The following is a 14236-nucleotide window of genomic DNA, read 5'->3' on the forward strand; positions in this document are numbered from 1 at the left end:
AGACGTTATGCCTTTCGTACGGTACCTCGCCCTTCGGAGAGCGGCATGCGTCGCCATTTCAAGGCCCTTTTCCTCGGTTGCTTCCTGATCGCCACGCCGGCGATCGGCGGAACCTTGACGTCTGACGCAACGTCGCTTTCGTCCGCCTACAATCACGAGACCGAAGTCGGTTTTCGCCTGGGCCTGCAGATGCGATTGGCCTGGGCGGGCGATTATTCCGGCGCCTTCGACGGCGAGATCGACGCCGCGAGCCTGCGCGCCATTCGCGACTTCCAGGCGCGGCACGGCCTGGCGGCCACGGGGATCATCGACGAGGACATGCTTCGTCGCCTGATCGACATCAGCGACACGGCCGAGAAGGCGACAGGCTTCAAGCTCTTCGACGATGCCGAGACGGGCACCCGCCTGGCGCTCCCGACGGCTCTGGTCTCGGATGCCGGAACGACCGATGTCGGTCGCGTCTGGCGCTCCGCCGACGGTTCGATCGAGATCGAAACGGTCCGTCTGTCCGGCGACGGGCAGTCCCTGGACGGTTTGTTCGAGGTCCTCGGCACCGCGACGGAAACGCGCACCGTCGAGGACGCGATCGTCTCCATCGACGGCTTCTCGGTTTCCGGGCAGGAGAATGGACGCCCCTACGCGATGCGCTTCGGCGGTGTCGACGGCGACGTTCGCGGCTATGTCATCTCCTTTGCGCGCTCCGACGAGGCGAAGCTCCGGCCCTTCGTGACGGTCGCCATGAACCTCTTCGAACCCGTTGGTCCGGGGTCGGAGTTGCGGCTGGTCGGACGCGAAACCGTGGGCGAAGAAAGCGGGATCGTGTCGGCGGTCGTCCCCTCCGAGCGCGCCTCGCTCGGCTCGTCGCTGCTCCATGTCGGCATCGCGCCGGAGCCGGATGGGGATCGGACCGCCGCCGTGGATTCGTCGGGCAGCGGCTTCGTGGTGTCCAAGGACGGCTGGCTCCTCACCAATGCCCATGTCGCCAAGGCCTGCCGCAGCGTCATGGTCGGCACAGCGGGCAAGGCCGACCAGATCGTGATCGACGAGGCGAACGATCTGGCTCTGGTCCATGTGCCCGGCGACCTCGGCACGCCCTTGTCCGTCATGACCGGCGTTCCCCGCCTGGGCGAGGACGTTCTGGCGCTCGGCTATCCCCTCCGGTCGATCCTTGCCGACAGCCTGAACGTCACGCGCGGCAACATCTCCTCGCTTCTCGGCCTCGGCAACGACCCGCGCTATCTGCAGATCTCCGCGCCGGTGCAGCCCGGGAATTCCGGCGGTCCCCTGGTCGATCTGTCGGGACGTGTCGTCGGCGTGGTGACGGCGAAGCTGAACGCGGTCGCCATCGCGGACGCGACGGGCGACATTCCGCAGTCGATCAACTTCGCGATCCGACCCGACGCCGCCGTTCGCTTCCTCAAAGCGCAGGGGATCGATTACATCGCCGCCTCGGCCTCCGCCGCGGAAAAGAGCGTCGCCGACACGACGGAAGGCGTCCAGTCCGGGATCCTCCCCGTCCTCTGCCTCAACGAAGGCTGAGATCGGTTACGGTCGTCCGGCGTCTGCGGGCGTCGATCCGCAGGCGTCATTGCGCTGTCATGCGGCGCGTCTAGCAGTCTGGAACCATTTCAAGGTGAGGCGCTGCCTCCAGGGGAAGGTTTTGGACCATGACGCAGGACACGACATGCGGGGCGTTCCGCACCAGCCTCCTCGAGGACAATGACGGCGAGGGACACAACGTCTCGCCGAACGCGACGATGGGCGAGATCATCGCATCGCGCTTCTCCCGGCGCGACTTCTTGCGCGGCTCCCTCGCAACCGCCGCGATCGCCGCGACGGTGAGCCCCCTCGCCCTTCTCTCGGCCGACGAAGCCCATGCCGAGACGGCAGCATCGCGGTTCAGCTTCCAGGAGGTGGAAGCCGGCATCGACGAGCGTCATCACGTCGCCGAGGGCTACGATGCCGACGTCCTGCTCCGTTGGGGCGATGCCCTCTTCCCCGACTCGCCCGCCTTCGACCCAACCCGGCAGACCGCGGAATCGCAGTCGCGCCAGTTCGGCTACAACAACGACTATGTCGGCTTCATTCCGATCGCGGGATCGAGCGAGCACGGACTGCTCGTCGTCAACCACGTTATCTTACATTAGCGAACTGTCCGCACCTCTGGCCGACGTGATCAACCTGCATTGGTTGCACAGACCAGAGGAGCATTAGGAGAGGAGGGACGGCGCACCTTCCAAAGTGCCGTAGGCGTCCCTCCTCTCCTAATGCTCTGGATCCAGATTGCTCCCTGGACCCGCCCCTAGGGCGGGCTTTAAGCGGTCAATGAAGCAGTCGTGTTCCGCGCGGCGGGGACGCAGGCGTCGGAACTCCGAACACCCGACCACAAGCACCGCGGCCATCGCGTCGGGTGCGGCTTCGTAGATGATCAGACTGGCGGCAGTCGACGAGGGCGAGGTTTGATACATTCCTCAATGTAATGGCGACAAGGCCGCACCGCTAATGGGCTAAGGATCGCTTGCACTCGCATGGGACGCTGGCCGGACGCACAATGCCTAGCGATCTTGCGGCTATTCCATGTGCCCACCGCCATGAGCAGGCATGAGGACAAGCGGCATTGCCCCTGTGGGCGTAACGAACCACCACCGACGGCGAAAAGCCGTCCGGGTCCTGGGAAGCTGGGAAGCTGGGAAGCTGGGAAGCGTGGGGATCCGCGGACCGTCCGCAGCGCAAGCAGTAGGTCGAGACGGGCTGCTGCCCGCAGGGCCACGGAAGGGCAGAGAAGGACCTGGCCTCGTTGAGGCCGGGCGAAGACCTTCAGGGTGCCGAATGCGACTGCCGAAAAATTATTGCGGACAGAGACCGCTGCGAGCGGGACCAAGAACGTCTCGGGACGATCGCCTAACCACTGAACCCGCCGATATGTCATTCTAGGTTGTATTCGCGCAATTCGGTACGGTGACGCAAACCGAACAGAACGAATCCTTGATGAAAGGATTAAGTCCTTACAATAGGATCTATCTGCATCAGCAAGCGAAGGTTTGAATCCTATTGCTTCGTAGTATGCGGGTTTTTTCAATATTCAATCTGTAGTTTGTTGATATTTCCACGGATAACTGAAAAAATGTGCATATTATGTCTTGGCTTCTCGCGCAATCAGTTGCTGGTTTTAATGATATTGGGTATTCATGCATGCTGATAGGAGAAAACGCGTGCGAAACGACTGGACAGTTTCCGATGCTGGCATGAACGGATGCTTACGCAAGTGAGGAGGGTGCCACCATCATACCATCTGGGCGTGCGGGAGAAGTCGGCTGCCATCTGCCCCACCGCAGCGCCATGGGAGGCGGGATAGCAGCATGGCGCAGTCGCGCTGGAACGGCGAGGACTGATGGCTATCCGCATTGTGACCGCAGGTGAAATGCGACGCGAACAGATCCAATGCACCGAAGATGAATGGAGAAGCATCCGTCGATACGCGCTGCCACCTGGATTTCGATACCTGGTCTCGGCCGATCAGGCCGTCATAGGTCCCGTCCTGCTGTTCCTCTACGCTCGCTGCGTTAAATCCGCGAGGGTGGCATCGGTCGGGAACAGCCAGAAAGCATTCTGCGACGATCTCTACGAATGGTTTTCATTTCTGGTAGTTGTTGGGCTCGCTTGGGACGAAGTCGTATTCAGCGACTTGACGCAATACCGAGAGGCGCTCATGTCAACGCCCTCTCCCCTGACGAAACGGAAATACAAGTTATCCACCATCCGCAGGCGACTGCAAACGATAAGCAAGTTTTACCGATGGGCTTACCGGAATAGGCTTTGCGACGATCTGTTCGAGGCGGATCCTGAGGATGTTCTCGAAGTCGCTTGCAACGCACCGGCCCGAGGCAACGAAGAGGGAAAATACAAGGAATTCAGTGACGATGACTTGATACCTAGAGAAGACGGGACCGACAGCGTCGACGCGATCGGCATCGAAGACTTGACCAAGATCCTCGGCATTCTGGGTCCGGTGCCGCAGGCGCGGGTCGCGCCGCAAACCTCAGTCTACCGCCTGGCGGCGAGCCTGTCAGTGGGAACTGGCATGCGCCTCGACGAGATTACCAACCTCACGGTTCTTGACATACTGAACCTGCGGCCACGCGGTTGGCAAGGCTCCGTCCCGATGCTGATCACGAAAACGAAGGGGATGAAGCCAAGAAGGGTGTTCATTCCCCTACCGATCTACGAGGACATAAAGGAATACATCGCCGGCGAGCGCGCCGAATGCGTCTTGGGCCGTCCCAAGACTCTGGCGCTGTTCGTCAACCGCTCAGACTCACATCGCAACCCGGGTCGTCCACTTACAAACCACACCCTGTGGCGGAACTTCCGCAAAGCCGTGCTGCAAGCCGGGCTGACCTATGTGGAGGCGATCGAATGGAACGGAAGCCAGGAACTGATCACGGTTGCCCGGCATCATTTCCACGATCTGAGGCATACCTATGCTGCCGTCATGTACCAACAGCTTGTCCGCCGAGGTAAAAGCGCACCTTGGCTCGTACTCAGTCGGTTACTTGGACATGCCCACGTAAGTACCACCATTAAGATATATCTGAGAAGTGTGGACGGCATGGAGGCAGAAGTCTCCGATGCATTGAACGATTACATGCGGAGGCTCCGAGGTGGCTAGGCGGACGATCGATCGGTCCTCGCTTGTTTCTGCCGTGCGGCGGAGCGCGAGCGCTCCGGGCAACGTGGTCCAGCTTCGCGATCACCAGCGCTACAAAGGAGGCGTCACGGTCGAAAGTGAGGCCTCGGGATCGATCGCCAAACTGTCCATACTGATGCCGCAGGGCACGGAGGGGCCCGCCCGACCGTTGCGCGCCCCTGCGCAGTGGACAGATTGCGTCCATATCGCCGTTCCGTTCGCGGAGGCCCTTTTCATCGCCTACCACAAGAACGTCGAAGGGACCGCGCGGGCGGCATTCGCCGCAGCCACCAATTTCTTCGGTTTTCTCAAGGAGGACGGGAGATCGGCGATCAAGCTTGAGGAATTCTCTGAGGAGTTGGTCGACCGGTACATCGTCCATCTCACCGTGAGCCTGGGCGAAGGGACCAGGCGTCATTACTATGGGACGTTCCGAGCGATAATTGCGTCGCTCAAAACCATACCTGCCTATGCCAAATTGCTGCCTCCCGATCTTCGGCTGCGCCGCAATCCATGGAGCGGGGCACGCGGCGACGGTGTGTCCCGGAAGGGGATACCCATCGTCGAGCTCACCAAGATCGAGCTTGCGTGTCTAAAGGAGATCAACGTCGCGTTGGCGCGTCACCGAGCAGGTGGGCTGCTCATCCGCCAAGGCCGAAGCAACCCGCCGCCGACGTGGGGTGCGGCGACAACGCTGGCCCAGACCGTCTCGACTATCGCCCGCGAAATGAATGGCTACTTGCCGACCATCGAAAAGGCGGATGCCCATCATCCGGCGCTTGGAAGAGGAGTGCGCGATGCTGGTGGGCTTGCGGAAGTCTGGAGCTACCTGCACCTCAGTTCAAGGACTGTCATCCCGTTCATCGTTCTTCTTTGCATCAAGACTGCATTCAATTCACAGACGACCATCACAATTAGACAGGACTGTGTACGGGAAAGTCCGCTGCTAATCGGTGATGCCGAGATTTTCGGCAGTGACAGACGCCATCGACTGCTTGGGAAGAAGAACCGCTCGCGCATAAGCCAGTATCGCACATATCCGGCGAGCGACAGAAGCATCGACAACCCCATCAATCTCATCAAAGCCGTAAGGAAGCTCACCGCGCGCATTCGTTGGGCCTCGGTACCGCATGACGCAAACAAGCTGTTTATCTTCCCGAAGACAGGCACGTCCCAGGTCGGGGGTTTTCAGGTGCGCGACCAAAGTTTGCTCGGCCACAACCTGAAGAAATTCGTCGCGGAAAACGAGCTGCATCCATTCACGCTGGCACAGATCCGGCCGACCATCTCTGAGATGGTGGATATACTGTACCATGGCGACATCATCGCCAGGCAGTCGATACTCAATCATCAGAGCTACGAAACCACGGAGATGCATTACACGTCCGACGCCTCAAAGGAGCGAGGCAAGGAGAGGCTTGCACAGCATCAGAATCGAAGGGACCGCTGGGTCGCGACTAGAGGCAAGTCCGATCCAAGGCAGTCGGGCAAGGGAGGAGCGACACGCGCGGCGACAGACGGCTACGATTGCCTCGACCCCTACGACTCGCCGATCGAGGGCGAAAAGCCGGGAAGGTTGTGCCAGGCCTGGGGTAGTTGCCCGATGTGCCCGCTGGCTGCCGTCAACCCTCGGGATCCGTACAGCTTGGCCCGTATCGTCCAGTTGGAAGCCTCCATCGAATCTGCGAAGTCGGTCGTGAATGCGTCGCGCTGGATCGGCTTTTGGCTTCCAGCCCTCCAAGCCATTAGGACAATCTGGCTTCCGTTGTATTCGGATCGAACCGTTTGGGCAGCAGCCGAAGACATGCGCCTGCCGCCCTTGGACATCATCGAGTAAACAGATGCAGGCGAAACTCCACCACCTGAAAAAGGAGTCGTTGTGCGGCCAAAGGGTCAGCAACAGATCGTTCTGGAATGACGACCAATGGAAGTTTGATAATCACACCGCTGGCCAGCGCGACGACCGCAGCACGATCAACTGGGCGGTACGTCTGCACGACGGATCGCGGCTCGCCGATCCGAAGTGGGAAAGTCTGCTGGACTCGTTCCGTCGTCTGATATGGTCGCTGTTTACGGCGTCGACTGCTGGGATCCGATACAAGCCGGGGATGGCCTCCTACTTTGGCAAGCAGGTCGCTTACCTTGCCCGCTGGATGGTTGAGAACGACTACAGGGCTTTTGCCGAGCTCGATGCCACCGCATTCGAAGAGTACGTGGAACATCTTTGCCTGGACAAGATCGTCGGTCGCGTGAACCCGCCGACCGCCACCTACCTCCTGCACTTCCTCACACTGCCGAGACTGCTGTGGGAGCAGGCTTCGGAGTTGAGGTTGGCGGGCGTCGAGCCCGCTGCCGGCGAACCCTACGGAGGCGCGTCGCCCTTCTCCAAAGCGAAGGAATTGGCCGCTGACGCGCGCGGACAAATCCCCCCAATGGAAGACGACGTGTTCATCAAGGTGATGACGTCCGCGATGGCAGTGCTGGACGTCGTCGACGAGATCATCGGCGCAATCGAAGCCTACATGAAAATCGCCGGCGGAATCGCCGCCCTCGGCGAGTGCAAGCGAGAGGCGAGGCTGCGTCGGTATCTAGGAACGGTCTCACGCAAGTTCCCGGGCGCGCTGCCCTACTTCCAAGGCGAAGCCGCCTGGTTAATCTGGAGCGCAATGGCAACAGTGCGCGACGCGTGTTCGGTAATGATCCAAGGCGGCGTGGGTCTGCGCACTTCGGAATATTGCGGCCTCGTCGTCGATCCGACAAGGTCGGGCTTCCCGGCGTGCATCTCGGTGCGCAGGTCCGTATCCGGACTCGACGAGATCTTCTTCATAAAGGGCAGGGTGTACAAGGGGCGCCACGACTGGACGGAACACGAGTGGGTCGCCGGCTCCAGACCCGTCGGCACGAGCCATCTGCCCCCGCCGATCAAGGCTGTCCTCGCGCTGGTCAGGCTGTACCGTTGCTTCCGAACCGACGCCAACAAGCGGCGGCTCGCCCTGTACGCTCAGCGGGCCCAAACCTACATCACTCCCGCGACGACCTTCGTCCCGGCCATTAGCGATCAGGTGCGACGTGCACAGAAGGCGTTTGCAAGGGAGCATGCGGGCATAACCGACTGGAATATCGCTCCCAGCCAGTGGCGAAAGAGTTTCGCCCAGTTCGTGGTCCGCACCGACAGCCGCATGCCTCCGGCGCTTCGCACGCACTTTCTACACGTCAACCTCGCCGTCACGGAAGTCGGCTACGCGAGGGTCGACCCCGAGTACAGGCAGGTGCTTGACGACGCCGCGGTCCAGAACTCCATCGCGTTTCTTGGTTCCCTCGTATCGGAGCGCAAGTCCACTTCCGGCACCATGGCGGAAACGGTGCGGCAGTCGGGGGAGCGGCTCGGGGTCCGTTTGGGCAACAGGGACGATGCCGAAAGGAGGAGCGACATCGAGGACATCGTGATCGAAACGGGCGTTCGGGTCCACGAACTGAGCTTCGGGGGCCAGCCGGCCGGCGACTGCATCTATCGCCCGGGATCCGGCCGTTGCACGATGGGATGCGTTGCCCGCTGGGTGATGCCGACCCCGCTCTGGTCCGCCGCCCGGCCAGATGTATGCTGGGAGTGCGAGAACCTCGCCCTGTCCCCCGACCACGCAGCCTTCTGGCGTGCGCGCTGGGACCGTTACGATGAGGTCTACAAGTCCGCGACCGCGTCAGGCGAGGCCGGCCTCGCAAGCCTCTCACGGTTGAGGATGGCTCAATGTGCCTCGGTGTTGTCCCGGTTCGGTATCAAGGCGGCGGAGGTAAAAGGCGAATGATCGAGGAATCATGCGACGAGATCGACCGCGATTTTAATCTCGCGATCGACCGCATACTTCAGAAGTGTCCCAGTCATCCGGAACTCGTTGCGAAACTCAAGAAGGGTCAGACGATTCGATTAAATCCGATGAACGTGGCCAAGGAGGCCAAACGAGGTCGGAGCACATTGTATGAGCGAACGGCGATACTCGATCGCATCAAAATTCTTGAGAAGGGGCCCCTCGCTCGCTTGCAGGCGAAGCTCGATGGGCTGAACAGAACGAACAAGCAGTTGACGGAGGATCGCGACAGAGCCCTGGACGCGGCTGCGGCAATGATCATCCGCATGCGGGAGCTCGAGAAGGAAACAGATAGAGGGAAGCGACGCGCCGCGCGGCAGGACCGATCCGAGGCCGGAAACAACGTTGTCGCCTTCAGACCACCCGACGACATGGGCAAGTGATAATCGGTGTTGGGCACCGCATGTGCCGCCCGCGGCATGGATGTCGCGCGTTCGCCGAAGCCTTTTTTCAAGACGTCGACAGTGCCTGGGCAAGTCACTCGGGCGAACATCCGCGCTGCGGCAATCGAGACGAACTTCACCATGTCGCCTTCTGCGACGCGCAGTCCCAGGGCGGCACGATACCGAACTCGTTCGCCGCTCCAGCCGCAGGAGGCGTGCAGAGGGTCCGCGATCTGCGGACGCGGATTCGCAACCTTGAGCGACTGCTCGGCAGCAAGACGATGCAGACTGAGATCCTTGAGGAGGCGGTCATGTGGTGGCCGGCTTCCGGTCCAACCTCGATCATTTCCGCCCGCTCGGGATCGTCGGCGACGACAGCCGCATAGCGATGGACGGGGCCCGGTCGGTCGCCGAGTTCCGCATGTGGCTGCTTGCTATGGCGACTGAATCGACCGGCCTCCGCAACTCTCATCAGTGCCGCCCGGACCGCGCGTGACGTCAGTGGCGTCATCGCCGCAGAGCTTGCGGCCTGAGCCGGCACGCCCTCAGGCAACCGCATCGGTCCGCATCTGCCGGCAGCGTCGGGGCTTGCCAACCACGCGTGGTCAAGCGCGCAGCGTTTCGACCAGGGGACACCGGTGCAGCAAGGCGGCGGGCAGGAGCGCTACGAGCCCGCCGACCATGATTACGAGAGCCGCGAGGATCAGCTCCGGCCCGCCGAGGGTCGGGGCCATGGCGATGCCGGTCTCGCGGGTGATGACCATCGACAGGATGTGAGCGAGGCCATACCATCGAGCTGCCGATGGCGGCAACGATCTTCCCGAAAGAGATCTACCGCGCGCCGCGAGCCTGGGCTGAGGCCAAATGGCCCAACCTCTTCTACTGGAATGAGGTCGAGCGTGGCGGGCACTTCGCCGCCTTCGAGCAGCCGCAAGTCTTCGCGGACGAGATGCGCAAGGCGTTTCGCACCCTACGCTGATGGCTGGATACTCCGAGCGCCGCAGTCGATGATCGAGGGATGGCCGCCGGCTTCAGCCCGTCCGGTGGTCGGCCAGAAGCCCCGCGAACGTTCCCGCCACGACGAGTGCCGCGCCGAGCACGGCGGCGCCGGTGACGGGCTCGGCCAGAAGGACATGCGCCAAGGCGAAGCCGAACAACGGCTCGGTTCCCATCAGAAAACCGACCCGTGTCGGGCTCATGCGGCGGACTGCGGCGTTCTGGACGTAAAAGGCAGCGATCGTGCAGAACAGGGACAGGAACGCGACGCTGCCCCAGAAGCCGGCGCCGGCCCGCACTGCCAAGCCCCCGACGCCGCCTGTCAGGGCAAGGGCGACCAGGGCAACAGTGGCGACGGTCGCGGCCTGCACGGCCGTCAGCGCGACCGAGGAGAGCGAACGTGCCGACATCAAACGCTTGGTCGAGACCACCATCACCGCACGAAGCACAGCGGCGAGAAGAATGAGCGCGTCCCCCTGCGTCCAGCTCGTCAGCCCGCCGACGAGCAGGCCCACGCCAACGCATGCGATCATCGCGCCGCAGACGACGATCGGCGGCGGCAGGCGGCGCGACAGGCCATGGTCCAGGAACGGGGTGAAGAGCGTGCAGAGCGAGATGATGAGGGCCGCGTTCGTCGCGCTGGTCATCGCGAGGCCCGCGATCTCGCAGACGAAGATCGCGGCCAGGATCGTCCCGAGCACAGCGCCGCGAAGGACGTCGCCCCGCCCGGCGGAAGCGAGCTCGCGGCGCGCCGCCAGCCCCATCAGGCAGGCCGTGGCCGTGAACCTGTAGAAGATCAGGACGAGGACGGGGGCATAGGCCAGCGCACTCTTGGTGGCGGGATAGCTCGCGCCCCACACGAGCGCGATGCCGAGCACCGCCGCGTCGGCGGCAAACGTCGATCGGTGCGCGCCTTGCGCCGCGGTGCCGGATGGATGGGACATGCTCAAGCCTTCGCCCTGCCTGCCGCCGGACCACAGCGGTCCTCGGCTTCCGGTGGGCTTGGTAGGGAACGAGGCGAGCGCGCTATAGAACGAAAGTGCGGACCCGGTCGGCTTGCGCATAGGCCGCAGGCGTCAGGCCGACGATGGCCGAGAAGTGACGGGCCATGTGGCTCTGGTCGGCGAAGCCCGCCTCCATCGCGGCGGCGGCGGGCGCGTGCCCCTTGCGCAGGCGGTCCTGAACCAAACGGACCTTCAGGCCGATATGGTAGGCATGCGGCGGTAGGCCGGTTTCCCTCTTGAATAGGTCGATCGTCTGCCGGCGGCGGAGGCCAGCGAGCGACGAGAGCGTGTCCAGGCTGACGTCCTCGCCGACATGGGCATGTAGATAGTCGACCATCGCACGGGCGCGCGTATCGGGCAAAGCCCCTGGGCTGTCGTCTCCAGGCGCGCCGCCGGCCAGCACGGCGACGACGTCCGCGAAGTCGGCCCAGGCCGCATCGCGCGACAGCATCAGCCGCGAGGCGTGGATCCTGTCGTGGATGCGCTTGAGGCGCACGGCCAGCAGGGGGTCGTGGCGGTCGCAGCGTTCGAAGTCGGGGAGCGGAGCAGTCGATGCGTCAAGGCGATCGCCGAGGATCTCGCGCATCGTGTCCTCGGCGACGTAGAACATGCGCTGCATCCAGCCGGCCTCGACGGCCGCGTTGCCGTGATGGACGTCGCCGGGCCGCATCGACATGACCGTTCCCGGCAGGGCCGTATGACGCTCGCCACGGCACCAGACCGAGTGCACGCCGCCGGTGATGACGCCGATCAGATATTCGGGGTGGGAGTGCGGCTTGAACCGCTGGCGCACGTAGTGGGCCGCCAGCGTCTCGAGGCCGCGATGGCCGAGCGGACGCCGAAGCGACACCCGCTCCGATCGGGACACAGGGCCCGGCCCATCATCCATCGCTTCCACCTGACTGTTCACGCCGTTGTTACCGTTCATCCACTTATCGCGAACGGCAGCTTTCTGCACCAAACGCCTCGAAAGCTGCTCGACCGGTTTCCACCCGAATGAGCCTAAGCACTAATCACCACGGCTCTCACACTGGCCTATCGGTTTGTTCCAAGCCTACGTTCAGCTCGCAGGACGCGGCGCTACGATCTCTATCGTCGCGGACCTCGGCGGGCGGGCTTCCCCCAGATCGGCCATGTAGCGACGCAGGACGGGCATCGTCCCGTAGCGCTGGGCCCCCGCTTCCTTCTCCAGCGTAAAGCCGGGGTCCAGGGCCATGAGGAGGCGCATGGACTCCCTCGCCTCGTCCACTTTCCCGCGGCGGACGTCGACGGCCGCCGCTATGCGCAGGCAGTTTGCGCGTTGGTCTGTGCCGATCAGGCAGTCCCGCATGGCGTCGGCTGCCTCGTCCAAACGATCCGAGGCGTAGAGAGCCTGCCCCTCGATGAAGGCGTAGTAGTCGGGTGCCATGGGATGAAGCTCGCTGGCCCGGGCGGCGTTGCGTGCCGCCTCGTTGTAGGATCCGAAGCGGAGCTGCGCCTTCGCCAATCCCGCCAAGCTCTCCGGATCGTTGGGATTGAGGGACACCGAGCGCTCCGCCGCATGGAGGCCCCCGGCATAGTCGCCACCGACCGCGAGGCCGAAGCTCAGGGCACGATAGCCAAGCGCGAGGTCCGGCTGGAGTCGGATCGCCTGGCGTGCCTGATCAACGCCCGCCGAGAGGTCGCCGGCGCCGCTGCCGAGAACCGTCCCTTGGATCAGGTTCAGGGCAAGTTGCGCGTGTGCCTCTGCATAGTCGGGATCTGCGGCCAAGACTTGATGTAGGAGGTCGCGAGAGACGTCGAGGGAAGCCGCGTCGACCGCACCATGTGGATGGGCGCCCCGGGCACGGAGCACGAGATCGTATGCCCCCAGGTCCTCGGTTGGCTTCTTGTCGGACGAAACCAGTTCGGAACGCCGGACACAGGGCACGAGGGCCGCGACGATCTCAGTCGAGAGTTCGGCCTGCACGGCGAAGACGTCCGTGACGGCGCGGTCGTAGGTCCTGGCCCAGAGGTGCGCACCCGTTTCCACGTCGATCAACTGGGCCGAGATCCGCAACTGCTCGCCTTGGCGCCGCGCGCTGCCCTCCACGACATAGCGGGCATGGAGGGTGCGACCGACGGTCCGCGTGTCCATGGCTTGCCCACGGATGGCGAAGGTGGAGTTGCGGGCGACCACCGCCAGCTCAGGATAGCGGAAAGCCCGGTGATGAGGTCTTCGCTGAGCCCATCCGCGAAGTAGGTCTGGCCGGGTTCGGCTCCCGTCTCGTTGAACGGCATTACCGCCACGAGGGGAAGCACCACGTGGCCGCCTCCGAACACAAGCGAGCCGGAACGGTAGAAAGCGTCGAACAGGGCAACCGACTGCGACCCAGTAGCCGTCGCCAGCAGGGGCAACCCGACGAGCGGGACCGCGAACAGGGCGAGGCAGGCGACGCCGGCCCTGCGCGGGATACCGAAGGACAGATGGGTCGGCGCCGCCACCGCATGGGGACGAGGGGTTGGCAGGTAAGGTCCAACTGTCCTTGATCGGTGCCGAGCCGTTGGAGCATGACCTTCTTCACCTGCGGTACGCGGTGATCGCGTCCCAGACGGATGACCAGCTCGCCGCTCGTTGAACCCTACTGAAGCGTATGGCTTAGCTTTTGACCGCCCCGATGAGCACCAGGGCATCCCGTACGATGCCGTCCAGCTCATCGGGATCAACACCCGTTCTCGAACCGAACCGCGCGTCCTCTCCGTGGTGGCGCTCACGCGTCGCCGCGTTGCAGGCGTCCAACTGGGGGAGCAACGGCGCGCATGGATGGCGGAAGCCTTCCTTCCTTATCGCGTCGACTATGGCCCCGAGATCGTCGACGGGACCGAACCAGCCAGAGTAGGCGCGCCGGAAATGCGTCTCCAGCACCCTACGGACATGCAGCACAGCGGTCGCGGGGTCGCCCTCGCGTCGTTCGTGGAAGGCCCTTGGGGGGGCGTGGCGATCAGCGCGTAGTAACCCGTACCGCGGAACGGCCGCTTTCACGTCTCCAGCGAAGCACGTCGAACGGCAAGCTTCAGTCGACAGCAGCCTTCCAGCCGCTCCCTATCGCCAGCATGTTTTGGCTGCCCAACAGAGCAGAAATATTTTCCGATCTCTGTGTCGTAAACTTCCGGCACCCAGCGATCCTAGTCGTGACAGCAGCGAGAGAGCAGCACAGTTGCCGAACACGCGCCGGACGCCCGGCTCCTCGAAGCCTTTTCGAAGGAATGCGACCAGGAACGCGAGACCCTGACGGAGGTTACGAAGTGGCTGGAGGACACCGGAGCGCCTCGCTGACCGACACC

At 63.2% G+C, this 14236-nt stretch carries 11 protein-coding genes and 2 pseudogenes; 7 read left to right on the top strand and 6 right to left on the bottom strand.

Features of this window, described 5'->3' with window-relative positions:
* Nucleotides 1-45 precede the first annotated feature (45 nt).
* The 6 genes and pseudogenes from ASG43_RS18345 to ASG43_RS18370 all read left to right on the top strand — a co-directional run bounded on the left by ASG43_RS18345 (nt 46) and on the right by ASG43_RS18370 (nt 8933).
* The gene (locus ASG43_RS18345) at nt 46-1539 is read left to right on the top strand and encodes a serine protease (RefSeq protein ID WP_082491040.1); all 1494 of its coding nucleotides are present in this window, start codon (nt 46-48) and stop codon (nt 1537-1539) included.
* 128 nt (nt 1540-1667) lie between these two features.
* A pseudogene (locus ASG43_RS18350) lies at nt 1668-2132 on the top strand (alkaline phosphatase PhoX); the annotation flags it as partial.
* A gap of 1259 nt (nt 2133-3391) precedes the next feature.
* Nucleotides 3392-4669 (top strand): tyrosine-type recombinase/integrase, encoded by a 1278-nt coding sequence (locus tag ASG43_RS18355; RefSeq protein WP_056508134.1) that lies wholly within the window; start codon nt 3392-3394, stop codon nt 4667-4669.
* Nucleotides 4670-4733: 64 nt separating this feature from the next.
* Nucleotides 4734-6524 carry a hypothetical protein gene (locus ASG43_RS18360; RefSeq protein ID WP_156386770.1) on the top strand — a complete coding sequence of 597 codons (1791 nt, stop codon included), beginning with the start codon at nt 4734-4736 and terminating at the stop codon, nt 6522-6524.
* A 4-nt stretch (nt 6525-6528) separates the two neighbouring features.
* On the top strand, nt 6529-8490 hold the full coding sequence (locus tag ASG43_RS18365) for a hypothetical protein (protein WP_056508136.1): 1962 nt from the start codon (nt 6529-6531) through the stop codon (nt 8488-8490).
* Nucleotides 8487-8933: a hypothetical protein gene (locus tag ASG43_RS18370; protein WP_056508137.1), complete on the top strand. Its 447-nt coding sequence runs from the start codon at nt 8487-8489 to the stop codon at nt 8931-8933. The genes ASG43_RS18365 and ASG43_RS18370 overlap by 4 nt, the downstream gene beginning before the upstream one ends.
* 605 nt (nt 8934-9538) lie before the next feature.
* On the opposite strand, the gene ASG43_RS22960 is transcribed toward ASG43_RS18370, so the two are convergent.
* Nucleotides 9539-9745 carry a hypothetical protein gene (locus tag ASG43_RS22960; protein ID WP_156386771.1) on the bottom strand — a complete coding sequence of 69 codons (207 nt, stop codon included), beginning with the start codon at nt 9743-9745 and terminating at the stop codon, nt 9539-9541.
* Between ASG43_RS22960 and ASG43_RS22335 the strand changes: the two genes are divergently transcribed.
* Nucleotides 9736-9912: a hypothetical protein gene (locus ASG43_RS22335; RefSeq protein ID WP_244488157.1), complete on the top strand. Its 177-nt coding sequence runs from the start codon at nt 9736-9738 to the stop codon at nt 9910-9912. The two genes, ASG43_RS22960 and ASG43_RS22335, sit on opposite strands and share 10 nt — an antisense overlap.
* Before the next feature lie 52 nt (nt 9913-9964).
* Here the strand turns inward: ASG43_RS22335 and ASG43_RS18380 are convergent, their stop codons facing one another.
* From ASG43_RS18380 to ASG43_RS23410, 5 genes and pseudogenes are all read right to left on the bottom strand, one after another.
* Nucleotides 9965-10873 (bottom strand): DMT family transporter, encoded by a 909-nt coding sequence (locus ASG43_RS18380; RefSeq protein ID WP_056508139.1) that lies wholly within the window; start codon nt 10871-10873, stop codon nt 9965-9967.
* Nucleotides 10874-10955: 82 nt separating this feature from the next.
* A complete protein-coding gene (locus ASG43_RS18385) occupies nt 10956-11861 on the bottom strand; it encodes an AraC family transcriptional regulator (protein ID WP_244488158.1) in 906 nt (301 codons plus the stop codon).
* Between the two features lie 132 nt (nt 11862-11993).
* Complete coding sequence (locus ASG43_RS18390) at nt 11994-12953, bottom strand: hypothetical protein (RefSeq protein ID WP_162244742.1); 960 nt, start codon at nt 12951-12953, stop codon at nt 11994-11996.
* A 245-nt stretch (nt 12954-13198) separates the two neighbouring features.
* A pseudogene (locus tag ASG43_RS23650) lies at nt 13199-13381 on the bottom strand (chromate transporter); the annotation flags it as partial.
* A gap of 169 nt (nt 13382-13550) precedes the next feature.
* On the bottom strand, nt 13551-13817 hold the full coding sequence (locus tag ASG43_RS23410) for a hypothetical protein (protein ID WP_156386773.1): 267 nt from the start codon (nt 13815-13817) through the stop codon (nt 13551-13553).
* Nucleotides 13818-14236 lie beyond the last annotated feature (419 nt).

The sequence above is a fragment of the Aureimonas sp. Leaf454 genome (assembly GCF_001424685.1).
Classification (GTDB): Bacteria; Pseudomonadota; Alphaproteobacteria; order Rhizobiales; family Rhizobiaceae; genus Plantimonas.